This is a genomic window from Microcoleus asticus IPMA8 (genome assembly GCF_013179805.1).
GTDB classification, from domain to species: Bacteria; Cyanobacteriota; Cyanobacteriia; order Cyanobacteriales; family Microcoleaceae; genus Microcoleus; species Microcoleus asticus.
In genome coordinates, this window is sequence record NZ_SRRZ01000056.1 from 1 (window position 1) to 24,404 (window position 24,404).

17 protein-coding genes and 2 pseudogenes are annotated in these 24,404 nt (G+C 46.9%); 11 read left to right on the forward strand and 8 right to left on the reverse strand.

Translation table 11 applies throughout. The annotated features are described in order from the left end of the window. Nucleotides 1-305, reverse strand: a pseudogene (locus tag E5S67_RS15920) (hypothetical protein); the annotation flags it as partial. 65 nt (nucleotides 306-370) lie between these two features. Then, a complete protein-coding gene (locus E5S67_RS15925; protein WP_172188859.1) occupies nucleotides 371-3,205 on the reverse strand; it encodes a TonB-dependent siderophore receptor in 2,835 nt (944 codons plus the stop codon). Between the two features lie 665 nt (nucleotides 3,206-3,870). Between E5S67_RS15925 and glgP the strand changes: the two genes are divergently transcribed. Further along, nucleotides 3,871-6,429, forward strand: coding sequence for an alpha-glucan family phosphorylase (gene glgP / locus E5S67_RS15930; RefSeq protein ID WP_172188861.1), 2,559 nt, complete (start codon nucleotides 3,871-3,873; stop codon nucleotides 6,427-6,429). 74 nt (nucleotides 6,430-6,503) lie between these two features. Here glgP and E5S67_RS15935 read toward each other — a convergent pair whose 3' ends face one another. After that, nucleotides 6,504-7,262, reverse strand: coding sequence for a DUF429 domain-containing protein (locus E5S67_RS15935; RefSeq protein ID WP_172188863.1), 759 nt, complete (start codon nucleotides 7,260-7,262; stop codon nucleotides 6,504-6,506). Nucleotides 7,263-7,371: 109 nt separating this feature from the next. After that, nucleotides 7,372-7,557 (reverse strand): ribbon-helix-helix domain-containing protein, encoded by a 186-nt coding sequence (locus E5S67_RS15940; RefSeq protein WP_172188865.1) that lies wholly within the window; start codon nucleotides 7,555-7,557, stop codon nucleotides 7,372-7,374. Nucleotides 7,558-7,767: 210 nt separating this feature from the next. Between E5S67_RS15940 and E5S67_RS15945 the strand changes: the two genes are divergently transcribed. The 3 genes from E5S67_RS15945 (at nucleotide 7,768) to E5S67_RS15955 (ending at nucleotide 9,763) form a co-directional block, all read left to right on the forward strand. Then, a complete protein-coding gene (locus E5S67_RS15945) occupies nucleotides 7,768-8,250 on the forward strand; it encodes a hypothetical protein (protein WP_172188867.1) in 483 nt (160 codons plus the stop codon). A gap of 160 nt (nucleotides 8,251-8,410) precedes the next feature. Continuing rightward, nucleotides 8,411-8,875: a DUF2281 domain-containing protein gene (locus E5S67_RS32475; RefSeq protein WP_216670496.1), complete on the forward strand. Its 465-nt coding sequence runs from the start codon at nucleotides 8,411-8,413 to the stop codon at nucleotides 8,873-8,875. Nucleotides 8,876-8,959: 84 nt separating this feature from the next. After that, complete coding sequence (locus E5S67_RS15955; RefSeq protein ID WP_216670498.1) at nucleotides 8,960-9,763, forward strand: tetratricopeptide repeat protein; 804 nt, start codon at nucleotides 8,960-8,962, stop codon at nucleotides 9,761-9,763. A gap of 42 nt (nucleotides 9,764-9,805) precedes the next feature. Here the strand turns inward: E5S67_RS15955 and E5S67_RS15960 are convergent, their stop codons facing one another. Next, nucleotides 9,806-10,393 carry a hypothetical protein gene (locus tag E5S67_RS15960; protein WP_172188869.1) on the reverse strand — a complete coding sequence of 196 codons (588 nt, stop codon included), beginning with the start codon at nucleotides 10,391-10,393 and terminating at the stop codon, nucleotides 9,806-9,808. A 203-nt stretch (nucleotides 10,394-10,596) separates the two neighbouring features. On the opposite strand from E5S67_RS15960, the gene E5S67_RS15965 reads away from it, so the two are divergent. Continuing rightward, nucleotides 10,597-12,174 carry a phytoene desaturase family protein gene (locus tag E5S67_RS15965; RefSeq protein ID WP_172188929.1) on the forward strand — a complete coding sequence of 526 codons (1,578 nt, stop codon included), beginning with the start codon at nucleotides 10,597-10,599 and terminating at the stop codon, nucleotides 12,172-12,174. Nucleotides 12,175-12,403: 229 nt separating this feature from the next. Further along, nucleotides 12,404-14,170: an NFACT RNA binding domain-containing protein gene (locus tag E5S67_RS15970; RefSeq protein ID WP_172188871.1), complete on the forward strand. Its 1,767-nt coding sequence runs from the start codon at nucleotides 12,404-12,406 to the stop codon at nucleotides 14,168-14,170. A gap of 466 nt (nucleotides 14,171-14,636) precedes the next feature. On the opposite strand, the gene E5S67_RS15975 is transcribed toward E5S67_RS15970, so the two are convergent. Beyond that, entirely contained in the window at nucleotides 14,637-16,724 is a 2,088-nt protein-coding gene (locus tag E5S67_RS15975; RefSeq protein WP_172188873.1) for an iron uptake porin, read from the reverse strand. 299 nt (nucleotides 16,725-17,023) lie between these two features. Here E5S67_RS15975 and E5S67_RS15980 point away from each other — a divergent pair, with 299 nt between their 5' ends. From E5S67_RS15980 to E5S67_RS16000, 5 genes are all read left to right on the forward strand, one after another. Then, complete coding sequence (locus E5S67_RS15980) at nucleotides 17,024-18,190, forward strand: glycosyltransferase (protein WP_172188876.1); 1,167 nt, start codon at nucleotides 17,024-17,026, stop codon at nucleotides 18,188-18,190. 303 nt (nucleotides 18,191-18,493) lie between these two features. Then, nucleotides 18,494-19,225, forward strand: coding sequence for an undecaprenyl-phosphate galactose phosphotransferase family protein (locus tag E5S67_RS15985; RefSeq protein ID WP_172188878.1), 732 nt, complete (start codon nucleotides 18,494-18,496; stop codon nucleotides 19,223-19,225). A gap of 226 nt (nucleotides 19,226-19,451) precedes the next feature. Next, nucleotides 19,452-20,483, forward strand: a complete 1,032-nt coding sequence (gene gmd, locus E5S67_RS15990; protein WP_172188880.1) for a GDP-mannose 4,6-dehydratase — start codon at nucleotides 19,452-19,454, stop codon at nucleotides 20,481-20,483. Between the two features lie 534 nt (nucleotides 20,484-21,017). Beyond that, nucleotides 21,018-21,962, forward strand: coding sequence for a GDP-L-fucose synthase family protein (locus E5S67_RS15995; RefSeq protein WP_172188882.1), 945 nt, complete (start codon nucleotides 21,018-21,020; stop codon nucleotides 21,960-21,962). 128 nt (nucleotides 21,963-22,090) lie between these two features. Further along, nucleotides 22,091-22,342 (forward strand): hypothetical protein, encoded by a 252-nt coding sequence (locus E5S67_RS16000; RefSeq protein ID WP_172188857.1) that lies wholly within the window; start codon nucleotides 22,091-22,093, stop codon nucleotides 22,340-22,342. A 263-nt stretch (nucleotides 22,343-22,605) separates the two neighbouring features. Here the strand turns inward: E5S67_RS16000 and E5S67_RS16005 are convergent, their stop codons facing one another. Together E5S67_RS16005 and E5S67_RS16010 are read right to left on the reverse strand one after the other, a co-directional pair. Beyond that, the gene (locus E5S67_RS16005; RefSeq protein ID WP_339382883.1) at nucleotides 22,606-23,109 is read right to left on the reverse strand and encodes an IS630 family transposase; all 504 of its coding nucleotides are present in this window, start codon (nucleotides 23,107-23,109) and stop codon (nucleotides 22,606-22,608) included. 3 nt (nucleotides 23,110-23,112) lie between these two features. After that, nucleotides 23,113-24,321, reverse strand: a pseudogene (locus tag E5S67_RS16010) (ISAzo13 family transposase). Nucleotides 24,322-24,404: the final 83 nt, after the last annotated feature.

Genomic DNA, 24,404 nt, shown 5'->3' on the forward strand with positions numbered 1-24,404 from the left:
ATGCGTTTGGGGTTGCGCGGATCTTTGACAGAGTTCTGGTGTTCTGTGTTGAGATTAAACACGCCATTAAATCCTAAGTAAGGGACTTTATAAGCATTCATCGAGATAACTTGAGTGGCTCCAGGTGATGGAGGCGTAATTTTTGGGGGCGCTGCCACAGCAGTCTTTTGAGATCGACTTGCAATGTTTTCTGAGGCTGGTTTCGCGTCAGGTTGATTGACTTGTGGTGAATCTGATAGGGGTTGACAAGCGATCGTTGCTACCCCAGTTAGAATGAGAATTGTTTTGAGTTGAAATCGTTTCATGGTGGAGTCTCCTGGTAGAAAAATTTAGAACGCGATCGAGTCGTTGTCAAGTCGCAAAATAACTATCACAACTGCACAGTAAATGAAGCAATTACTGTCAATGGTTCACCAGGCTTATTGCCAGAAGCTCTGCTACCCGTGACAGATTCAATGTAGTTGACATTGAAGAGGTTTTTGATATTGATGGCAGCTCGCCAATTATCGCGCTGATAAAAAACAGCAGCATTGGGGAGGAAATAACTATCCGCTTGAAAGCTGTTAGGTAAATCCCCTTGTCTCTCGCCAACAAAGTTGAACCCAAGCCCAAAACCTAAACCCTGCAACTCGCCGCTTTGAATTTCATAAGTTGTCCACAGACTAGCGCTATGTTTGGGAACATTAAACAATCTGTTGCCCACCAACTCGCGGTCTGTATCTGCTGTAACTTCAGCGTCCGTATAGGCGTAAGCTCCAATAATATTCCACCCCGGCAAAATTTGTCCCGAAATATCGAGTTCAACACCACGACTTTGCTGTTCCCCAGAGGCAATTGAGAATAAAGAATTATTCGGATCTGTGACAGCAACGTTCTGTTTTTTAATGTCAAAGTATGCCACTGTAGCCGCCAGCCTTCTGTCGAGCAACTCAGCTTTGACACCGACTTCGTAACCCGAGCCGGTTTCGGGTTCGATCAGACCGCCCCCGGCTGTTGTTGCCGAACCGGGATTAAAAGAGCGCGAATAACTCGCATAAAGAGAAACTTCTGGAATGGGTTGATAAACAATCCCTACACGGGGGGAAAAATCATCGTAATTTTGAGTTGTTTCGCTTGCATCTGGGTTGGAAGTACCCGGAATAACTCGGTTTTTTTGCTCTGCGGTGTCATAGCGAAGACCTGCTAGCAGCTTTAAATTATCGAAAATTGAAATTTGATCTTGCACGTAGAATCCATATCTGCTTGTCTCTACATCATTTCCTCCAAAATTAGGTAGGGCATCTTCATCTGGCTTGAGAACTTTTCTGTAAACCGGATTGAAAATATTGAGGGTTTGCGGTGTGATAAAATCACCGACTGCGACAAGTCTTTCATCGTTGTAGCTGATGTCTGCACCGAATATGAGGGTGTGTTCGACTGAACCTGTAGCAAACTCACCGACGATGTTTGTTTGGAGGGCGTAGTTTTTATCTTGGCCGTCTTGAGAAGCAAAGAAGCGATTAACTTCAGCAGTTTCTTCATCAAAGAAAATTGGCAGAGCGACTACATTGAAATCGAAGTTGTAGGATGAATAGCGAAAGGCATTTCTTAGCTTCCAGTTGTCACTGAAACGGTACTCGAAATTGTAGCCAACATTAAAGTATTGAGCGTCTACTCTATCATCGGGTTCGCCGGCAACGCGATCGCGCGGAACGTCAACAACTCGATTGCCAACAACAGGCAGTCCATCATCGGCAGCCCGCTTATCGTCGGTGTATTCAAGAGAGACTGTCAAGTCGGCGCGATCGCTTATTTTCCAAGCAAGCGTCGGCCCAATAAAGAACCGCTGATTGTCTTGGTCGTAGTCCACAAAATTCTCACTTGTTCGGTACAATCCGTTCAGGCGGTAAAGCAGGCTGCGATCTGAGGTTAAAGGGCCGGAAATGTCAAAGCGGGGTCGGATAAAACTCAGGTTTCCAAGTTGCAGTTCAGCTTCGTAGAAAGGTTCTGATAACGGTTGTTTGGATACTAAGTTAATTAAACCCCCTGGCTGAATTTCTCCGTACAAAATTGAAGCTGGCCCTTTCAGAACTTCAACGCGATCGAGGTTGGCGACTTCTGGAAAAGTTTCAAACAAACCGTAACGCCTAAACCCATCTCGCAGGATAGGGGCCTTGTCAAAACCCCGAAGGCCGAAGCTGCCACCCCGCCCTGTAGCATCTCCGCCCACTGTGACACCGCTAACGTTGCGGAGTGCCTCATCTAAGCGGGTGACTTGTTGATCTTCTATCACTTCTTGAGGGACAACTTGGATCGACTGAGGAATGTCTCGAGTTGGCGTGTCGGTTCTCGTCGCAGTGGAAGCATTGGGAGCTCGATAGGGAGTTTGCTGACCGGCGGTGACGGTAATTTGAATTTTTTTTGTGCTGACACTCAGAACTAAACCGCTATCGCTTCTGACTACACCTGCTGTTGGCAAATTTTCTTGCCCTGTAATAATGATGCGGATACTAACGGCATCAACAGCAGTCACCGTGACTGAATTAATTCCCTCAAATGGATTCTCGGCATTAAATTCTCCACCCCCTGGTAGGGCTAATTGAGCATTGGCAATCTCAGCGATCAGGGTTTTTCCCTCTGCCCTAGTATTCGCTTGCAGCACTTGCCCGGAAGCTGTTTCTAAAATGACTTCTAAACCTGCCGGAGTTGAGTTTAGTCGCACTCCTGTTACTTGTACGATTGATTGAGAGATTTGCACTCCTGAAGAGAAGCTAAAACTTGGTTGCTTGCGCGGCAATAATCCCTCTGCACTGGTGCTGGGTTGTTCTATTTCGTTGACTTTATGAATAGATGTCGTCGGTATTGATAGCGCAGCAGCTACTGGTGGAGGATTGGGGATAGAGGTAGAGCGATCGTCTGAGTTGGAAATATTTTGCGTCAACTCGGGATTGGGTTGGCGTGAGTCGTCTGCGGCAGTTTGCTGTGTTTCAAGCTTCTGACTTTTAATCAACGACTTCACCTGAATGGGAATTTCTAGCTGTAACCCAGTGGCGATCGCGGGCTGTTGTTGAGGCAATTCATCTGATTCACGATGAATCTCGATCGGCGCAGGTGCGATCGATCGTTCAAATTCTGTTAAGTCCTCTTTAGCAGCCTCAGCCGCCACTGAAGGCGCGATACCAACACTCAGCAGTACAACGCACCCCAATGATAAATACAGTTTCATCTTCACACCACAACATCGGTAATATTTTGGGGCTGCTACGCAATTCGTAAGGGTGGCGGTCAACAACCCAGCACTTTATCACTAATCATTTGCAGTAACTCGCTCAAAATATAATAAGTATGGTGTCAATGTCAAGTAAAATTTTCACTTATTTATTAATAAAATTTTTCATTTATTAGTAAAATGCGCCGGAGGGTCTCACAGGCCGATCGGGTGGCCGGCCGTTGATGTCAACAAACACGTTACACCTCCAGTCCGGCCTGTGAGACCCTCGGGCCCTCCGGCCTGTGAGGACTAAAGCGAGGACTTGAGCTATAAGCTTCGGACTTAAGTCTAAGAGCGGACTGGAGGCTTAATTTGAGATTTAGGCTCGACCTAATCAAGAACTAATCTTAATAAGCTCTGACAACAGCCCGAGAAGAACTTATTAAGAAGGAAAATCGGGCGATCGCGTTACTGCTGGCTCGGCCTGGACTGAACCGAAAAACCAGATCCACAAGTGCGGCAAGTCGTTTTAAGGGAGATCGAACTCAGCATTAGCCGCCGAAGTTAAGGTAACAGTCGATCGCCCCCCGCGGCTTAAAACTTAAAATAGTGTGCAGAATCACGGACTTGCAGCTAAAGACAGAGGAAAATAGCGCTACTCCAACATAAAAGCTTTGTCTATGCAGCCAATTCGCACATTTAACGTTTCCCCCTCGCTACCGACAATTCTCGAACCCCTGCGCAAGCTTGCCTACAATTTGCACTGGGACTGGAACGTCGATACCAAAGACCTCTTCCGCCGCCTCGATCGAGACCTGTGGGACTCCAGCAACCAAAACCCGGTGCTGATGCTCGGAACCATATCTCAAGAGCGACTGCAAGAAATGGCAGAAGACGAAGGCTTTATCGCCCAAATGAACCGAGCCGCCCAGCAGTTAGACGATTATCTCAAAAATCGCGCCTGGTACCGCAAACAGCGCGGCACCGAGCTGCAGGAATGCTATGCTTACTTTTCGATGGAATTCGGCTTAGTTAAAGCCCTGCCCATATATTCCGGCGGTTTGGGCGTGCTCGCAGGCGACCACCTCAAATCAGCTAGCGATTTGGGCTTGCCCTTAGTCGGCGTCGGCTTGCTCTACCAAGAAGGTTATTTTTCGCAGTATCTCAACGCCGACGGCTGGCAGCAAGAACGCTATCCGCTCAACGATTTCTACAATATGCCGCTGCACCCAGAACGCAATCCCGACGGTTCGGAATTGCGGATTGAGGTGGACTATCCCGGCCGCAAGGTGTATGCCCGAATTTGGCGGGTACAAGTGGGAACGGTTCCTTTGTACCTGATGGATACAAATATTGAACCTAACAGCCGCTACGACCAAGATATTACCGACCAACTGTATGGCGGTGATAAAACTCTGCGGATGCACCAAGAAATCATGCTGGGCATCGGCGGCGTGAAAATGCTCAAGGCATTGGGGCTGACAGTTACTGCTTATCACATGAATGAAGGCCACGCGGCTTTCATGGCTTTGGAACGCATTCGGATGCTGATGGAGGAATATCACCTGAGTTTCGTGGAAGCGGAACAGGTGGTGGTTTCGAGCAGTATGTTTACGACTCACACGCCGGTACCTGCTGGGTTTGACTTGTTCGAGCCGGATATGGTGATGCACTATCTAGATCAATATCCCAAGATTTTTGGCTTGTCGCAAGATGAGTTTCTGGGATTGGGCCGCGAGAATACTCGCGATTTGTCCGGGCCTCTGAATATGGCTATTTTGGCTATTAAAATGTCAAGTTTTGTCAACGGGGTGGCGGCTTTGCACGGTGTGGTGTCGCGCCCGATGTTTCAGGGATTGTGGCCGGGTTTGCCGCAGGAAGAAGTGCCGATTACTTCGATTACCAACGGGGTTCACGCTCGCAGTTGTGTGGCGAAGTCTACTCAGGAGTTGTACGATCGATACCTCGGCCCGGATTGGGAAATGACTCGCAAGGACGATCGACTCTGGGACAGGCTGTCGTCGATTCCTGATGAGGAATTGTGGCGGAATCACGAACGCTGTCGATCGGAGTTGGTGGTGTTCGCACGGGAGTGGCTGCAAAAGACTTTGCGCGAGCGCGGCGCGGCCCAAACGGAAATCGAGCGGGCGCGGGAGGCTCTCAATCCCAAGGTGCTGACGATCGGGTTTGCCCGCCGCTTTGCTACTTACAAGCGGGCTACACTGTTTTTGCGCGATGTCGAGCGAATTATGCGGATCATGCGGGACAGCAACCGTCCCGTGCAGTTTGTGATTGCTGGGAAGGCTCACCCGATGGATATTCCGGGTAAGGAATTGATTCGGGATATCGTTCACTTCATCCGCGAGCACGACACGATGAGCTCGATGGTCTTTTTGCCGAACTACGACATTAACGTCGCTCGGATGATGGTGTCTGGCTGCGATGTGTGGCTGAATACGCCGCGCCGCCCCCGGGAAGCTTCCGGGACTTCGGGGATGAAAGCTTCGATGAACGGTTTACCGAATCTCAGCATCCTCGACGGATGGTGGGATGAGGCTGATTATGTTCGTACCGGTTGGCCGATCGGACATGGGGAGTTTTACGAAGATACTAAGTATCAGGATGAGGTCGAGGCGAATGCTTTGTACGACTTGATGGAAAAGGAAGTTGTACCGCTGTTTTACAACCGGGATGATGATGGAATTCCCCGCGGTTGGACGGCGAAAATGAAGGATTCGATTCGCTTGAACTGTCCTTTCTTCAATACTGCTCGGATGGTGAAGGATTACGCGCGGCGGGCATATTTCCCGGTGAGCGATCGCTTCCACACCATGACTTCGGATAATTGCGCTCCCGCCAAGGAGTTGTCTCACTGGAAGAAGCACATTCTCGCGAAGTGGAAGGATATTAAAATTGAGGCTGTTGATATTTCCCAGGATAAGGAAGTTAAGGTCAATCAGTCGATCGCTGTTAAATCTCGGATTAATCTGATGGGATTGACGCCTGCGGACGTGCAAGTCGAACTTTATCAAGGTTCGGTTGATGCTAACGGAAATATCATCGGTGGCGTGCCGGTGGTGATGGAGTATTTGGGAGAAGATTCTCACAATACTAGCCTTTATACGGCTGACATTACTTATACTTCTAGCGGCTTGCAAGGTTTGTCGTTGCGGGTTTTGCCGAAGCACGACAATCTCAGCAGTCCTTATGAAGCTGGCGTGATTCTCTGGGCACATTAGTCAGTTGACTGTTGACTGTTGACTGTTGACTGTTGACTGTTGTCATGCCCTATTCTGTCATTCTTCCTCTCGTGTTATCGAAGTTGGGGAATGACGATGTAGCCGGTTGTGCGATCGCCCAATACCAAATTCCGCTCTATTCCCCAGTACCACCAGTGCGCGCCTATATAAGCGCACAGCAAGGCATCTAGCTGGTCTTCTAAGGCTTTGAGGGTTGCAACACTGGTGGGAATTTCTAAAGGAATTAAACCGCCAAGGCTCACAGGCATCTTGCCTGTGCCACAAGACAGATTTAGAGAGGGTTCAAGGCTCGGTAAAATATCTATAATATACTGGCAGAGTTTCATCAATTCTAGTTGACGTTCTGCCAGTTTTCCTTTTTTGTATTTGATAATTTTGTCTAATTTAAATAAGTTTATTGTGGCTGGATGGGGATAGACTTCTATTTGATATCTGCCTAATTTTTGAGCTTCTATTATTGGTGCGTGGACAAATCCTCTGGCTTCTAAACTAAGGCCGAATTCGATTGTTTTTTGGGCGAAGGGGCGGGAAAGATTGGCGGGATAGCAGCCGGCGTGGTAGCGCCCGAAGTGTTTGTGGGTGAGTTTGTCTGCTTCGCGCATTCCCGCAGGATTAGGGATGATTGTGGGGGCGTCTACTGCGATTATTGCTGGTTCGGTTGGGGAGACTTGGGTATCGATCCAGGTGAGAATGTCGTTCAGGGATTGTTGGCGATCGCACTCTATTAATTCTAATTGGTTATTTTGCCAATTCAAACAGCACAAACCGCTTGCTCCTGAGCTCCAACCTAAGTCTATGCCGATAAATTTCATATAGTTCTGGACGCACGGGTGGTCAGAAACCGGGTTTTTTTGCGAAATACTTAGTTACAGACAGCAAAAACCGCAAAAAACCCGGTTTCTTTGGCTTTGATGCGTCCACTCAACTTTTCTCCTGTTTCTCATCGGATGGTGGGGACTGTTTTTGCATTTGTTTTTGACGTTCTCTCACCGCTTGTTCCAAAATGAATGCTGACAAGCCGCTGATTGAACGGCGTTCTTCATTTGCCCACTCTTGAAGTAGGTCATAAATTCCTTCTGCTATGGAGGTTGATATACGTTTAGCCATTAGAGGTTAATTATTTTTTATTTAAGCCGATCGTCATTGTCGAGTATTTTAGACAATTTTGTCTAATATGCAGCAAAGTGTTGCAATATGCTGCATTATGCGCTATATTCTTAGAGAGTCAAAAGCCAGCGCTGAACTTTTGCAGGGCCCGCGCTGGCTGATGGTTCCCCAAATACAAGGAGACAATCCACATAAAAGGAGACTATTACTATGGTAAAGCCTGTGAGCGACGGCAGCGAATATACCCGCGGCTATCAACAAGCTGTGAATGATTTTGGCATAACGCAACTGCTGTCGGGTATCCGCAGCTACTCTGATGAGGACTTTGATGCCGATCGCGCGCGCATGACTGGGCCAGAGATCGAAAGCTTTGCGGTGTTTCTGATTCTGCGCGTCGGGGCGAATCTCAAAGGAAGTACGATCGCTCGCTACCTCAACACTCTCAGAAAAGCCAATTCTCCGACGATCGCCGATCGCCCCGCGATCGAACTCAACTCAAATTCGCGATCGAAAACACCTGACAAGTCAAAGCAGGGCGATCGCACTTCTTGGGCGATCGTCCGAATTTTACCGAATGCTGAGCACTATACAATTGCCCGTTTTGTCAACCGCCAAGATGCGGACGATCGGCGGAGGGCTTTGTGTCGGTTTATTCCAGGGGGTGTGTTTGAAGTTGTGTGCGATCGGGCTTAATTAAAAAACACAAATCCCGTAGTCCGTCGGGGGTTTTAACCCCCGCCGGACTGTTGCAACAAATGTAAAATATCAGTTGGAATGAACTTTTGCTAAAAGCTCGATCGCTTCAATACCGCTTGTACTACAATTAAAATCCATACTCTCTTTACTAAAACCGATGGAAACCATCAATCTTAAAGAAGAAGTCCGCAGCTTAATCGATAAATTACCTGAAAACTTTACCTGGCCTGACCTAATATCGGCAGTTTATCTCAAGCAAGCGATGAAATCCGAACCTATCCAAGTTAAAGGCATAAAACAAGGTAAAAGCATCCAACTGTCAGAAAACATTAACATTCCTGACGGCTCCTTAGTTCTGATTGAAGTCCGGGAAGTTTCGCCAATCAACAACGAAGAGAAGTGGAAAAGGATGAAAGAGTTTTTAGTATCTTTGTCAGATGAAGACAGAGAGGAATGGCGAAAAATTGGAGAATTTCTAGAGGGCGATCGCACAACCAATAGAAAATCATCGGTGATTCCTCCTAAAAAGCGCCGTGCACCGCTATTTGGCAGCGATCGCGATTTAATTTCAATATCTGACGGTTTTGACGAGCCATTAAAAGATTTTAAGGATTATATGTAATGAGACTTCTGTGAGATACTCATATTAAGTAAAGATTTTGCGTTTGATGCCTATTCTATTAATCGACTTTGGTAAATTATGAAAATGATGAAACAAATTATTAGCAGTGTTTTGGTTTTGGGTGTGTGTCTGACTCCTCTGACTGTGCCGCTAATGGTGCAACCGAGTTGGGCGCAAAGTCAAAATTCACAGCTTGAAAAATTAAACCAACTCATAGAGCAAGCAATACAACAGGGACAGCAAGGACAAGAAGCGCGACAGGCAATAGAAACATGGCAGCAAATTCTAGCCATGGCGCGACAATTTAAAGAGAAAAAAAGTGAAGCACTAGCACTCAATTATATTGGTCTTAACTACGACAGCCTTTCCCAACCGCAAGAAGCATTGAAATACTATAACGAAGCTTTACCAATTATGCGGTCAGTGGGCGATCGCAGGGGGGAAGCTGCTACTTTGAATAATATTGGTGCAGCGTACAACAGCATCTCCCAACAGCAAGAAGCATTGAAATACTTTAACCAAGCTTTACCAATTACGCAGTCAGCGGGCGATCGCAAGGGGGAAGCTGCTACTTTGAGTAATATTGGTTTAGCGTACAACAGCATTTCCCAACCGCAAGAAGCATTGAAATACTTTAACCAAGCTTTACCAATTATGCGGTCAGCGGGCAATCGCAGGGGAGAAGCTGCTACTTTGAATAATATTGGTAGAATATACAACAGCATTTCCCAACCGCAAGAAGCATTGAAATACTTTAACCAAGCTTTACCAATTATGCGGGAACTGGGCGATCGCGCGGGGGAAACTACTACTTTGAGTAATATTGATGCAGTCAACAACAGAAGTCAACCGCCAAGCAGAACAAATATCCCGCCAATTCCCCAATGAACAAGGTTATTTCCCTGCTGTATTGCAGGCAATTAAGAAACGCTAAACTCTCCCCCACAAAGCCAAGCCACCGCCCCTTCCCCTAGCGGCAATTATCCCATCTTCTACCAGAAAATATGCAAAAAATGCCTGTTTCCCCACACTCAAACTAAAAAATTCCGCCTCCCGGGCTTCTCCACCGCGAATAAATCCTTGATACACAGTTTTACCCAACAATTTCACGGTAATTCTGGTAAAATCAAAAGCTAAAATATTTTTATTAACCAAAAATTTAGTCGGCCCGGAAAGAGTTAGTACGATCGCCCCAACTTGCACCGAATTCTCCACCCTGCCGCTTTCGCTATTCTCTTTTCCTTCAGCAACAGGTTCGGCCGCATAAGCAATTTGAATTTTCGCAATCCACTGAGGGATGTAACGTCCCGCACCCAACACAAGCCCCGCTTTTTGTCGAGTCTTTTTGGTGCTGGTGATAAAGCAGAGTTGCCAGTTGCCGGTTAATTGTTCAAAAGAATAGCGAATTTTATTTTTTTTGCCGGTTTTCTCAGCTTCTAGGAGGGCGGCGACTACAGCGTCAGGAGATGGTTTAGAATTAGATTGGGCAGCTTGTTCTAGAATAGATAGATTTTCCATTTAATAATATACAGATTTGTATTTTAAGGGTATTAGCTGAGTCGAACTCCCCCTAAAGACCCCAAAAAATCGGGGATTAGGGGTTGACTTTTACTGCTTCTTCGCCCTGATTAAGGGGGGCTAGGGACGATCGCATCTGTTAAATGCCTAAGTCCTAAAGCTGCAAGACATTGATAATATTAGCTGAAGTAGCGGAGAAAAACATGGTTGCGATCGCCCCCACAGACACAGAAATCATCGTCATCGGCAGCGGGATTGGCGGTCTGACTTGCGCTGCAATGCTCGCCCGCTATGGCTTTGAGGTTGTGGTTTGCGAAAGCCATTCGATCGCGGGCGGCGCCGCACACGGTTTTGAACGCGACGGATTTAGCTTCGACTCCGGGCCCTCCCTGTACTCAGGATTATCCTACAGCCCCTCTGCCAATCCCCTGCGGCAAGTTTTGGATGCGATCGGCGAAAAACTCCCCTGCATCACCTACGATACCTGGGGTTGCTGTTTGCCAGAAGGCGACTTCGACACATCCGTCGGTGCGAGTCAATTTAGCGAAGTGCTCGCACAACTGCGCGGCGCGGCAGCAGTCGCCGAATGGCGGCAACTCCAGCGCATCATGGAGCCCTGCGCCAAAGCTGCCACAGCCTTGCCCTCCCTGGCTTTGCGCTTCGATTTGGGCGCTGTTTTTACCCTCGGCCAATTTGCGCCGGCTTTCCTGCAAAGTGCTGGCGAGGCGATCGCACTTGCAGGCCCTTTCAGCAAAATTATGGACAAAAATGTCAAAGATCAGTTTGTCCGAAATTGGCTGAATTTGTTGTGTTTCCTGCTGTCTGGACTTCCCGCCGACGGAACGATCGCAGCCGAAGTCGCTTTCATGTTCGCCGACTGGTATCGCCCCAATGCAGTTTTGGACTATCCGATCGGCGGTAGTGCAGCTTTGGTAAATGCCCTGGTACGCGGTTTAGAGCGCCACCGAGGGCGGTTGCTGCTAAATTCCCACGTTGCAGAAGTTTTGGTGGAAAACAACCGGGCTGCGGGCGTGCGGCTGCGATCGGGCAAAATTATTCGATCGCACAAAGCCGTCGTCTCCAACGCTTCCGTTTGGGATACACTGAAACTGTTGCCTGAAACCTCAGTCCCGCAAAGGTTTCGGCAAGAGAGGCAGGCGACGCCCGAGTGCGACAGCTTCATGCACCTGCATCTGGGAATTGATGCTGCCGGAGTGCGATCGGACTTGGCTTGTCACTACATCTTCGTCAAAGACTGGGAAAAGGGCGTTTCCGCCCCTCAGAACGTCGTTCTCGTCTCGATTCCCTCCCTCCTCGACCCCCACCTCGCGCCTCCGGGAAAGCACGTCATTCACGCATATACGCCCGGAAACGAGCCTTACGATGTGTGGCAAAAGCTCGTGAAGCGCAGCTATCCCGTAGGGAATCGCACCAGCGAAGAGTACAAGCTGCAAAAACAAGCGCGCGCCGAGGTAATGTGGGAAGCCTTAGAGAGAATTATCCCCAATATTCGATCGCGCTGCGAAGTCACCTTAGTTGGGACACCCCTCACCCACGAACGGTTTTTGCGCCGCCATCGCGGTTCCTACGGGCCCGGAATTCGGGCTGGTAGCGGCTTGTTTCCCGGGCCGAGAACGCCTTTAGCTGGGCTGTTTTGCTGCGGAGATTCGACGTTTCCGGGAATTGGTTTGCCGGCTGTTGCTGCTAGCGGGGCGATCGCAGCCAATACGATCGCACCTTTGTACAAACATTTGCAATTGATTCGGGAAGTTATTAGTTAGTTGTTATTAGACATCTCCCATAATTCTTGTGGAACAAGCACCGTTTCTGTTCAAAATCTGCTTTTTAGGAGATGTTTATTAGTTATTTGTTATTTGTTAACTAAATTATTGAAGAGCTTTCCTAGCGAAGGAGGCGAAGAAAGAGCCAACAATAATTTAATATAGTTAGTAAAATGTGACGGATATCTGTCAGCATAGAAATAGATAGTTCGATCGCAAAGAGGCCACCGTGCAACCCGTAGACTTTACAACTTTAACCGCAGCTTGCAGCGAACTGCGAGCCCAATGGCTGCCAGCGCGCTTAGAACAAGTCTACCAGCGCGATCGATTTACCGTGTCCCTAGCCCTCCGCACCATGAAAGGGCGCGGCTGGATTGACCTTTCCTGGCATCCTGTCGCCGCCCGCATCTGCGTCGGCGACCCCCCGCCCCGCATTCCCGACACCTTCACCTTCAGCGAACAACTGCGGCACCAACTCAGCGGTTTAGCCTTAGTTTCCATCGCCCCCGTTGCATCCTGGGAAAGAGTCATCGACTTGCAATTCGCAAAACGCCCCGGAGAAGCGGCCCTCTGGCACCTGTACGCCGAAATCATGGGCAAGTACAGCAACGTCATCCTCACCGCCCAAGACAACCTCGTTGTCACCTGCGCCCACCAAGTCAGCGCCAAACAGTCCACCGTCCGTCCCATCCAAACCGGGCAGCCCTACGAAATGCCCCCGTCTTTGACCGATGCAGTGCCGAGTCTGAGCGAATCTCAAAACCGCTGGCAATCGCGAATTAGCCTGGTTCCCGGTCAATTAAAGGGCAATCTGCTGAAGAATTACCGAGGGATGAGTAAAGCCTTAGTTTTGTCAATGATTCGATCGGCTTCTTTAGACCCTGAACAATCGACCGACAGCCTCAATCCCGACCAATGGCAGCAACTATTCCAGCGCTGGCTATACTGGCTGCAATGCCTAGAAAACTCCAAATTTCACCCGAGTTTTACCCCCGAAGGCTACACCGTCATCGACTGGCCGACACCCGATATAAAAGAGGCAGAACCTGGAAACGAATCTAACTCCTCTGTTCCTTCTTCATTCTCTTCCGTTCAAGAATTACTTAACAGCTACTACACAGGCGAAATCAATCAAGAAGTATTCGCCCAACTGCGGCATCAGCTTACCCAAAAACTCAACAATGTCTTAGCAAAACTGCGCCTCAAAGCCAACACCTTTAAAGAACGCTTGCAGCAATCCGCAGACGCCGATACCCACAAATCCCAAGCCGATTTGCTGATGGCAAATTTGCAGCATTGGGAACCGGGAATGAAATCAATTTCTCTCCCCGACTTTGAAACCGAAAAACCAGTTATCATTCCCCTAAATCCGGAAAAAAACGCAGTTCAAAACGCTCAAGCCCTCTACAAAAAACACCAAAAACTTAAAAGAGCCCGCATTGCAGTAGAACCTTTGTTAGCCGCCGTACAGGAAGAAATCGACTATTTAGAACAAGTTGAAGTCGCACTTTCGGTATTGGAAACCTACCGCAACACCCAAGATTTGCAAACCCTCGCCGAAATCCGCGAAGAACTGATCCAGCAAAAATATCTAGACGTACCAGATTACCGCAGTACCGACAAAAATGCTGCGATCGAATTTCACCGCTACCAAACCCCCAGCGGCTTTGAATTATTAATCGGACGCAACAATCGCCAAAACGACCAACTCACTTTTCGCACCGCCAACGACTACGACTTGTGGTTCCACACCCTAGAGATTCCCGGAAGTCACGCTTTGCTGCGTCTGAAACCCGGTACTGTGGCTGAAGAAACCGATTTGCAATTTGCCGCCGACATGACTGCTTACTACAGTCGCGCCCGCCACAGCGAACAAGTCCCCGTGGTTTATACAGAACCGAAATATGTATACAAGCCGAAAGGTGCTAAACCCGGTATGGTTGTATACAAGCAGGAGCGAATTGTCTGGGGTAGACCGCAGCAAGCTCCGGCTTGATTTATATAAAGTGAGTAAAATGGTCGATCGGCAATCGCAACTTGGTTTTTAGGCAAAATAACAGGTTTGGAACCGATAAACCTACGCAGAAACCGGGTTTTTGAAGCCACATTGGATTATACAAAGTGACCGGGAGTGCGATCGCCCTAAATATTAAAATTCGTCTGTAATGTAAAGTTTTATTACACAAAATTAAATTTTGTTGTTATAATACCGCTTAAGAGAGATGATATTTCTTTGAGAACCCGCTGCAAAGAAACGTGCAACTTGGGTTTCCTCACTGTGAGAAAAACACTGTGGGAACACAACGGATTTAACTATTTGTGCAGACCAGCTTTAGCAAAAGCTGGTCGTTTCTGTTTAAACATTAAACCCAAGCCCCCACCGATTGTAGATTGGCGATTTTAGATTTTAGATTAAAACCGCCAATCTAAAATCTAAAATCTAAAATCGGTGTGGGCTGCTCCTAGAACGTAAACGTCGTTCTGACTACCCCAATCACCAAATCAGAATTATCTTTATTGTGGTCGGGAGCAGTCAGCCAAATCAGACCAGGAGTGACAGAAATATTGTCGCTCAACTTAAACTGATAAAAACCTTCAAGGTGCAGCGAAGTATCCTTATCTTCCGGCAAAGTCCGATTAGTAGAATTCGTCACCCTGGGTTCCATACCTACCAGAATCCCCGCCACATTTCCTTCTTTCAACAAATCGGGAAAAGCCAAAGTAACTGCCCAGTTCCAGATTTTTTGATCCCCCCGCTGCACAGAACCGGTAGGAGTAGCCAAGTTGGATAAAATGCGCTGGTTGGTGTAACCCGCCCAACCGCCAATTGCAAATCTCCGGTTCAACTGCCACGAAGCTTGCGCGCCGTAGGAATTGCTAGAAACTGGCAGGTTGCTATCGCTGTCGAGCCCGAAGGAACCGAGACGCGCCGGGAAATTAGAAGCATTGCTGCCGGTACCGGTAACAAAGTTGTAGGAATTAACGTAAGTTAAACCTAAAGCCATGTTATCGTTCGGTTTGAAAGTCAACTGAGCCAAACCGCCGTAAGAACCGTTAAACAAACCGTTACCCCGCATCGGGTCCGCCGCGTTGCCGGCCAAATATCCCAAACTCAGCTCGAGTTTTTCCCCGAATTGCTGTCGCAGAGCTATGCCAGAACCGCCAGTCAAATAGTAAATCGGATTGCGAGTACCGAAGTTAGAAAGAGCGCCGTAGCCGCCGTCTCCGTCAAAGTAAGGGTTGACTGTGTTGGTAAAATCGTCAGCCGCGCCGGCGTTGGCTTCTAGAATTACAGTAGTGCTTTTGCTTAGAGGAAATTGGTAAAGCAGCGCATCTAAACCTACAGTATTGCTAGCCTCGCCAAAAGGCCCGGCATTAAACCGCAATTCTCCTTCAGCAGTTTTCGTATTATTAGTAGAAAACGAACCCAGATTCAAAACTTGCAGTCGAGTTCTGAGCAAATCTTCGCCAGAGAAACTCGTGTCGAAATTGAGACGAACCCTGCTGCCAAAAGCCGTCGTTTTATCAGCTTCGCGACCCTCGGCATCATCTCCTCCGGCGATACCCGTCAAAGCAAATATCACTTCGCCGTTGAGTTTAGTTGTAGTTGAAAACTGATTTGCTTCTAATTCAGAGGTGCGCGCTTCCAAAACATCGACGCGGCCGCGCAAAGTTGCCAATTCCGCCGCAAATTCTTCTTGCAACCTTTGCACAGAAGCCAAATCTTCTCGCGTCGCCAGATTTCTCGAACCGCCTTGAATCAGTTCGCTAACTTTATCCAAACACGCATTTAAACCGGCTGCAAACTCGTAGCGAGTCATCGCCCGGTTGCCGCGGAAAGTGCCGTCAGGATACCCAGCTATACAACCGTAGCGCTCTACTAGGGATTGCAAAGCTTGGAACGCCCAATCGGTGGGCCGAACGTCGGAAAGTTGCGAAACAGAGGTTACTTGACCGGCCGCATCTTCGCTGCTGCTGTCTTCTGCGCTGTATTGGTTGATTTGTTCTAAAACATTTGGCTGTGCTTGAGGTTGGGCACTTGGATCGCTCGATTGGGCAATCGGTTCGGGTTGTGCGACGGATTTTTCCGCGCTTAAATTAGCAGGTGCAACGGCGGGTTGCGTTTCGCTTAAATCTGCGGGCGCGACTGCGGGGATTTGCTCTGCGACTGGTTGTTCGGCACTTAAATTTGCGGGCGCGACTGCGGGTTTGGTTTCGCCTAAATCTGCTGCTGCAACTTCCGGTGCTTTTGCTTGTTCGGCAACTGGGGCGATCGCTTCGTTAGCGAAGCCCTCGTAGAGGTTCGCACTTTCTTTATCAATAGTCTCAACAGTCAAGTTGCTAGCTAGTGGCGCTGGTTCGGCTGTAACCGCTGCCGTCTCAGACTTTGCAGCCTCGGTTGCAGCACCGGGTAATTGCAATTGATGAGCTTGAGCTGTCGCGGCAATTTCTACAGGTTGCTCTGCTGCTAGCGCCCTCGAAGATACGACTAAACTTGCTGCCAATACAGCGGGACTAACGAAAAGTCCCTTCCACAAAAATTTGGACATTTTTCCTCACACCACATTGAGCCGATCGCCCGTTCCGAAGATTTAGGCGCTCGCAAATCACCTTCAGTATTCCGCCTAATAGTATTTCTTGTCAACAATTGGGGGAATCGTTGTCGCAGATGGCGGTTTGGCTGTCTCTGATTTCATAACACCCCCGTTTATGCCAAAAATCCTTGGTTCGATCTAGATATCTACGTAGAAACCCAGTTGATGGCTTTAGGGTGCGTAAGTGATCCCTCGGTAAGATTAATATTGACAGAACTGGCGCTAACAAATCGTTCGATCGGCTACAAATACAAGTGAAAAAACTCAAATACGCCTTAGTTCACGAATGGTTGACGCCCTTAGCTACTGGCGGTTCAGAACTCGTAGTGCAGGAAATCCTCAAACACGTAGACGAGGCAGATGTCTATGCCCTCATCGACTTTGAATCGGCCAATCCCGAAAGCTATCTTTTCGGGCGACAGATTGGCACAACATTTTTGCAGCACTTTCCCGGAGCCCGCAGCGGTGTCCAAAAATATCTGCCCTTGCTGCCGATCGCGATCGAACAACTAGATCTGCGAGAATACGACATCATCCTCTCATCATCCCACGCCGTCGCCAAAGGCATCCTCAGCAGTCCCCAGCAACTGCACGTCTGCTACTGCCACACGCCCATGCGCTACGCTTGGGACTTAACTTTTGACTATTTGCGCAGCAGCAAAGCCGGACGGGGCATCCCGGGGCTGCTGACGCGATATTTGTTGCATCGACTGCGGCAGTGGGACGTAATTTCCGCCAACCGCGTTGATTATTTCATCGCCAACTCCCAACACACGGCGCGCCGAATTTGGCGGTGCTACCGGCGGCGGGCTGAGGTGATTTATCCGCCGGTAAACATCGATCGATTTTCCTTGATGCGGCAAAAACAAGACTTTTACGTCACAGTTTGCCGGTTGGTAAGTTACAAAAACGTTAGTGCGATCGTCCAAGCATTCAATCAACTCGGGCATACTCTAATTGTCATCGGCACCGGGCCAGAATTAGAAATGATTCGGCAAATCGCCAAACCCAACGTGCAAGTGCTCGGCTGGCAGCCCGCCTCCATAGTTGAAAAGTACATGGCAGAGGCGAAAGCTTTTGTCTATGCAGCTTGCGAAGATTTTGGCATAGCTTTAGTAGAAGCTCAAGCTTGCGGAACGCCGGTAATTTCCTATGCAGCAGGCGGCGCCTTAGAAACAGTGCTCGACATTCGCCAACATCCAGAGACTGGGACAGGTTTATTTTTTTCTTCCCAAACCGCAGCAGCATTAGTCGAAGCTGTCGAGGAATTTGAGCAGTTGCAAGGCAAATTTGAGCCAGAAATCAGCAGGTTGCGCGCTGAACAGTTTGCCCCCGAAGTCTTTGGGCAGCGCTATATAGCTTTTGTGGAAAGCTGCTATCAGGAATTTCAATCTCGCGATTTTACCAAGTCTGGGAGTTGAGAGAGTTGGAGAGGGGGAGAAGGCCAGAAGGCCAGAAGGGGCAAATCTGCCTTCTGCCTTGTGCCTTTTGCATAAGTGCCTTCAGAAGCCCTCTGTATAAGCGCTTTGTGCCCTCTTCACCCATCGGACTTCTTCCTTCAGAAGCCTTATGCCTTAAGCTTCCGCTGCCTTCAAAATAGCTGCATTCTGCCTTCTCAAGTATTCAGAAGGCAGAAAATTGAGTATTTGAAACATAATTCAGAGAACAAAGCGTCTTGAGGCTTTATGATCAGGACTGTGTGTGGTGTGAAGTGAAGGAGTAAGATGACTGCCGACAGCCAACTAATCTCCGGCAAGGTAATTCGAGCGATCGCAAGACGCGGTTTTGGGCCTGTCCTGCAAGGAGATAGACGAATAAGTCGTTCTCTACAGAGCCTCGACGGAGAACTTTTCAAGCGGTTATTTGACATCCTGTTTTCCTTATCGGTTCTGATCCTGTTTGCTCCGGTTTACCTGCTTTTGGCTTTCTTAATCGCCTTAAGCTCGTCCGGGCCTATTTTTTACGTACAGGAACGAGTAGGCAAAAACCGTAAAAGGTTTTATTGCCTTAAATTCAGAACGATGGTGGAAAATGCGGACGACATATTGCTGGAAATCATGGAAAATTCTCCGCATTTGCGTCAAGAGTTTGAGGACAATTTCAAGCTGAAACAAGACCCTCGAATTACCTGGATTGGAAGATTTTTACGAATGACAAGTTTAGACGAATTTCCCCAGTTTTGGAATGTTTTAAAAGGAGATATGAGCGTCGTCGGGCCGAGACCTTTAGTTGAAGAAGAACTGCCGAGATACGGCCGTCACATCAACAAAATTCTCACCATAAGACCTGGAATTACAGGCTTGTGGCAAGTGTCCGGTCGCAACGACATTCCCTATCCCCGCCGAGTCCAAATCGACCTCTATTATGCAAATGACAAAAACCTTTGGATGGATATGTGGATTGTTTTCAAAACAATAGGAGTTGTGATATTTCCCAAAAATAACGGCGCATATTAATTTTTGTCGGCAGTCAGCAATCAGTAGTTAGTTTTATTTGTTACTAGCCACTGATGCTGACTACTGACAGCAAGCGACAAACTCTTTGTCAAAACTAAACAGTTCCTTGATGCCGATCGAAGAATTGTGAGTTAACGTAGAGTTTGAGAAGAGGATCTACAGGCAACAACAGCCTCTGCCCACAAAGTCCGAAGTGAATTAACACAGCCTGTCAAAGGAAAATCAGATGACGCAACGCAAGCGAGCGCTAATAACAGGTATTACAGGCCAAGACGGCTCCTACTTGAGCGAGTTACTGTTAGAGAAAGGATATGAAGTTCACGGCATTATCCGGCGCAGTTCCAGTTTCAATACCGATAGAATTGACCACATCTATGTAGATCCTCACAGCGAGGGAGCGCGGTTGTTTCTGCACTACGGCGACTTAACCGACGGTACTACTCTGCGCCGGATATTGGAAGAAGTTCAGCCGGTAGAAATTTATAACTTAGGCGCTCAATCTCACGTTCGAGTCAGTTTTGACTCGCCGGAATATACGGTTGACACAGTAGGAATGGGAGTATTGCGCCTGCTAGAAGCAATTCGGGACTATCAGCGCCGCACCGGCATAGAAGTGCGGTTCTATCAAGCAGGTTCTTCGGAAATGTTCGGTTTGGTGCAGGAAGTTCCGCAGAAGGAAACAACTCCTTTTTATCCCAGAAGTCCTTACGCCTGCGCCAAAGTTTACGGTCACTGGCAAACAGTAAATTATCGCGAATCTTACGGACTTTTTGCCTGCAACGGCATCTTGTTCAATCACGAATCTCCCCGCCGCGGCGAAACTTTTGTAACTCGAAAAATTACTCGCGCCGTTGCCAGAATAGTCGCAGGCAAGCAGAAAAAGATTTTCTTGGGCAATCTCGATTCCAAGCGGGACTGGGGTTATGCTAAAGACTACGTGCAGGCGATGTGGCTGATGCTGCAAAAAGACAAGCCTGACGATTATGTCATTGCTACTAACGAGACCCATTCCATTAAGGAATTTCTCGATTTGGCTTTTACTTACGTCAATTTAGATTGGCAAAAATATGTGGAGTTTGACGAACGCTACTTGCGTCCGGCAGAAGTCGAACTGTTGATTGGCGATTCGACTAAGGCGCGCCAGCAATTAAATTGGGAACCTTCTGTAACTTTTCAGGAGTTAGTACATTTAATGGTAGATGCTGACATGAAAGCTTTAGACCAGCAAGGTCGGGGTTCGGGCAACGGATTTGATTGAGTAGCTAAACAAAGCCGTCAGTGCGAACAATTTGTAGGGGTAGTGCCCCGTGTCTACCCCCTTTCGCGAAAGGCGCGCACCGGGGGGGTTGCCCCTGCACACAATCCATAAAGGATTAGAGGATTGTTACAGCTAAGTAGGTGGCGACAAATAAACACTACATGGGAGGACGGGTGAACTCACTGCTCTACTCGCTTGTATCTCGCGATCTTAAGCCGTACTCGCCCCCACAATATACTATGGTTTTTTTCCAGCATCTACTCATTAGCGCGATCGGCATTCAAAGAACCAGCTTAATTGCTCGCAAAATTTTCAGATGTGCGGGCTAACAAAAACATTAAAATGATAGTTGAGGACTCGCGGCTCATAAATCTAACTTTCGGGTGTGCACGGCTCACATTTTCCCTATCTGCAGCAGCTAAAACTGATTTGTGGGCAACCGCGTTCTGTAGCTGAAAGCTTTTTTTGCTAAAGCAACAATTTTAGAATTGGAATTGTCGATCGACCCTTATTCAAAATCCCGAGGCTAAAATTATGACAAGCTTGGATTTAAGCAGCAAACGCATTCTAGTCACGGGCGGCGCCGGTTTTTTGGGCCGTCAGGTAATCGACCAGTTAGTGAAAGCAGGGGCCGATGCTGATAAAATTTCGGTGACTCGATCGCGCGACTGCGACCTCCGCGTTATGGAAAACTGCAAGCGCGCCGCCGACCAACAAGATCTCATCATTCACCTCGCCGCCCACGTCGGCGGCATCGGTTTAAACCAACTCAAGCCCGCTGAATTATTTTACGACAATTTGATGATGGGCGCGCAACTAATCCACGCCGCCTACGAAGCAGGAGTCGAAAAATTTGTCTGCGTCGGCACGATTTGCGCTTATCCCAACTTTACCCCAGTTCCTTTCAAAGAAGATGACCTGTGGAACGGCTATCCAGAGGTAACTAACGCACCTTACGGAATTGCCAAAAAAGCCTTATTAGTGCAACTGCAATCCTACCGCCAGCAGTACGGATTCAACGGTATCTACTTGCTACCAGTAAATCTGTACGGCCCGGAAGATAACTTTGACCCGAAAAGTTCCCACGTCATCCCCGCATTAATTCGTAAAGTCCACGAAGCGCAACAAAGGGGAGACAAAACACTCCCAGTTTGGGGCGATGGCAGCCCTAGCCGCGAGTTTTTGTATTCCACAGATGCCGCGCGGGGAATTGTGATGGCGGCTCAATCTTACAGTGAATCTGACCCTGTAAATTTGGGAACGAATAGCGAAGTTAAAATTCGCGATTTAGTGGAAACGATTTGCGAATTGATGGGATTTGAGGGAGAAATTGTTTGGGAAACAGACAGACCAAACGGTCAGCCACGCCGCTGTTTGGATACGGAAAGGGCTAAGCAAAAGTTTGGTTTTGTTGCTGAGGTGAAGTTTAAGGAAGGTTTGAAAAATACGATTGATTGGTATCGAAAACACGCAGTTTGAGTATGAAAAACCCGGTTTCTTGAAGAAACCGGTTTTTTTTAGTTATCAACCTTTCGGCATTCTGAATTTGGTTTTCTTGATTGGTCTACCTTTAGTAGCTTGGCGAATTGGTGTATGGAAACTATTGTATGGTGTACCTGCCACAATCATTGGCTTGCTTTATATTCCACCGTGACTACTGGCATGACTTTGGGATTACCCACATTATTTACTGTACTGGCTTGGAAAAACAAGAATTGGTCAGTTGTAGATCGATCGCGCCGCCTCCTATGTACCGGCAATTGGCTAATGCTCGCCCTGCTGCTGCTGATGCTACAACGCCTGTGGTGGGAGGGGAACAGCAGGTAGAAGCTTTTGTGACTTTGCAAATTGGGTATTGATGGCGGGCTGCATTTTAATTGAACGTAAAATGCGATATCTGTTAGATACCCGACTTCTTTAAACAGTCGGGTATCTGAGTGTTTTATGTTTTATGTTTGTCTGCTGGTTGTTAGATAAAATATCTTAAATATCTGACGATAACATGAGAAAATTTAATCATAAAATATGACAAGCAATTTTTATGACGCGATTTATTCACGATCGCTTTGCCAAAGACTTGTTAACAGAACTGCTGTCTCCCATCGGGACGGTGAATAAGTAGTTAGACAAAATTAATTACATATTTATCACCAAATTCTCTGAGGATTTTTTCCACAGATGCAGTAAAAATTTCCCAACTAGAGTAAGCATCTATATCAATCCATTCATACTTAATAAACCGCCACAAAATTTCTATCAAATTTAACTCGGGTGAATAGGTAGGTAGTTCAAATATGGTAATCCCACGTTCTTTCCATTCTTCTATTTTATCAAGAATGTAACCACTGGTATGAATTGATGCTCGATCTACAACAATCACCGTGGGCTTATTGACTATAGGAAAGAAAGCGTCAATACAAGCAACAATCACATCAGAATTAATACTTTGAAGTGAAACATAAGTTTCAAGATTATTTTTTCTATTCATGATACCCAACACATTGATTCGACGACTACGACGACTTTTTATTTTCAAGTATTTTCCCCGCTCTTGCCATCCATAGGGAACGCAAGGGATGAGACAAAAACCAGTTTCATCTAAGGAATGAAAAATAAATAACTTAATGAATTACTCAGGTTGGGGTACGGCTCGATAATTCCATTTGGGCAAATATTCGTCAAAAACAATTTGCATAGTATTTTTGAAATTATCAGCCACCTTTCGACCAGTTTGATAAACTTTATTAAGGATATTTACAGCTACAGAGAGTCCCGTTTTAGTTTGAGTTTTTTCGACGAGAGCTTTGACTAATTCTAAACTTGTAAAAATTACTCCTTGACAAGCCCTGGTAATATGAGGAAAAAGTCGATGTTCTATGGGATTATATTTAGATGTATAAGGAGGGTAATGAGCAATTCTGATCTCAATTCCTATTTCATTAACTAATTTTTGCAAATCTTCTTTGAAAATATAATGATTGGCATTATTACTACCTCACCCATCACATTTTGCCAAGATAGAATTAGCGTTAGGGTAGGTAGCTTTACCATAATTATTCCACCAATTTTTTAAAGAGTCACAGGCGAATTCACTGGTATCTTTACTATTTCCTAATGTTATATATCCTCGGTTTTGTTGACAATCATAAATCCCATGTGGAATGACTTTACCGTGACCTAAACTCCAAAAATCATGATCGAAAGTAGTGACAGGCTCCTTTGTATAGAGAGTTCCCGGACGATACAAATTTCCTATAACTTCTTTTTTTTTGGTATCAATACTAATAATAGGATTGCTTGCTTTTCTATACTCTGCATGAAGTCTAGCAATGTTTTTAAATTGAGCATCCCGATTTTTATTAATTCCTATTGTTTGTTTTTTTTGAGCTTTTCGTTTCACATACCCATGCTTTTTTAATAATTTTGCAACTAAGGGGAGACTAATGGTAAAACCTGCTGCTCGTAGTCCAGAAGCTATTTCTTTATGCGTCAAATTAGTCCATTTGATTAACTCATTCATTGGGTTTCCGGCAGTGTGGTTTTTTAAAACCTCTAAAAATGCTGCGTCAATGCCAATTTGAGTAGACAGAATACTTTTTCTTCCCCCTCCTTTCTTTCTAATCCTGGAATTATTTAGTGTCTCTGAGTCCATTTTTTCTAAATCTTCTATTCCCTTGATGATGGTATTTCGACTGCATCCCAAAAGTTGCATTACATAGCTAATTCCACCCCATCCTAATTTTTGAGCTTCTATAGCTGCATACCTTCTTTTATCCTTTTCTGATAAGGATTTATAAAATTTTTTCATTTCTGACTCAATTGAAATAGAATAAGACATGGATTTTAAAGTAAATTATAATAGTTAAGTAGAAAAATCCGTTGTGAGTCGATCTCTGTAGGAGTAAAAATTGTCATCTCACA

What these genes read in the sequence shown, in the direction of transcription:
- E5S67_RS15925 (WP_172188859.1), bottom strand. Translation starts at nt 3,205, where the DNA reads ATGAAACTGTATTTATCATTGGGGTGCGTTGTACTGCTGAGTGTTGGT.
- glgP (WP_172188861.1), top strand. Translation starts at nt 3,871, where the DNA reads ATGCAGCCAATTCGCACATTTAACGTTTCCCCCTCGCTACCGACAATT.
- E5S67_RS15935 (WP_172188863.1), bottom strand. Translation starts at nt 7,262, where the DNA reads ATGAAATTTATCGGCATAGACTTAGGTTGGAGCTCAGGAGCAAGCGGT.
- E5S67_RS15940 (WP_172188865.1), bottom strand. Translation starts at nt 7,557, where the DNA reads ATGGCTAAACGTATATCAACCTCCATAGCAGAAGGAATTTATGACCTA.
- E5S67_RS15945 (WP_172188867.1), top strand. Translation starts at nt 7,768, where the DNA reads ATGGTAAAGCCTGTGAGCGACGGCAGCGAATATACCCGCGGCTATCAA.
- E5S67_RS32475 (WP_216670496.1), top strand. Translation starts at nt 8,411, where the DNA reads ATGGAAACCATCAATCTTAAAGAAGAAGTCCGCAGCTTAATCGATAAA.
- E5S67_RS15955 (WP_216670498.1), top strand. Translation starts at nt 8,960, where the DNA reads ATGATGAAACAAATTATTAGCAGTGTTTTGGTTTTGGGTGTGTGTCTG.
- E5S67_RS15960 (WP_172188869.1), bottom strand. Translation starts at nt 10,393, where the DNA reads ATGGAAAATCTATCTATTCTAGAACAAGCTGCCCAATCTAATTCTAAA.
- E5S67_RS15965 (WP_172188929.1), top strand. Translation starts at nt 10,597, where the DNA reads ATGGTTGCGATCGCCCCCACAGACACAGAAATCATCGTCATCGGCAGC.
- E5S67_RS15975 (WP_172188873.1), bottom strand. Translation starts at nt 16,724, where the DNA reads ATGTCCAAATTTTTGTGGAAGGGACTTTTCGTTAGTCCCGCTGTATTG.
- E5S67_RS15985 (WP_172188878.1), top strand. Translation starts at nt 18,494, where the DNA reads ATGACTGCCGACAGCCAACTAATCTCCGGCAAGGTAATTCGAGCGATC.
- gmd (WP_172188880.1), top strand. Translation starts at nt 19,452, where the DNA reads ATGACGCAACGCAAGCGAGCGCTAATAACAGGTATTACAGGCCAAGAC.
- E5S67_RS15995 (WP_172188882.1), top strand. Translation starts at nt 21,018, where the DNA reads ATGACAAGCTTGGATTTAAGCAGCAAACGCATTCTAGTCACGGGCGGC.
- E5S67_RS16000 (WP_172188857.1), top strand. Translation starts at nt 22,091, where the DNA reads ATGGTGTACCTGCCACAATCATTGGCTTGCTTTATATTCCACCGTGAC.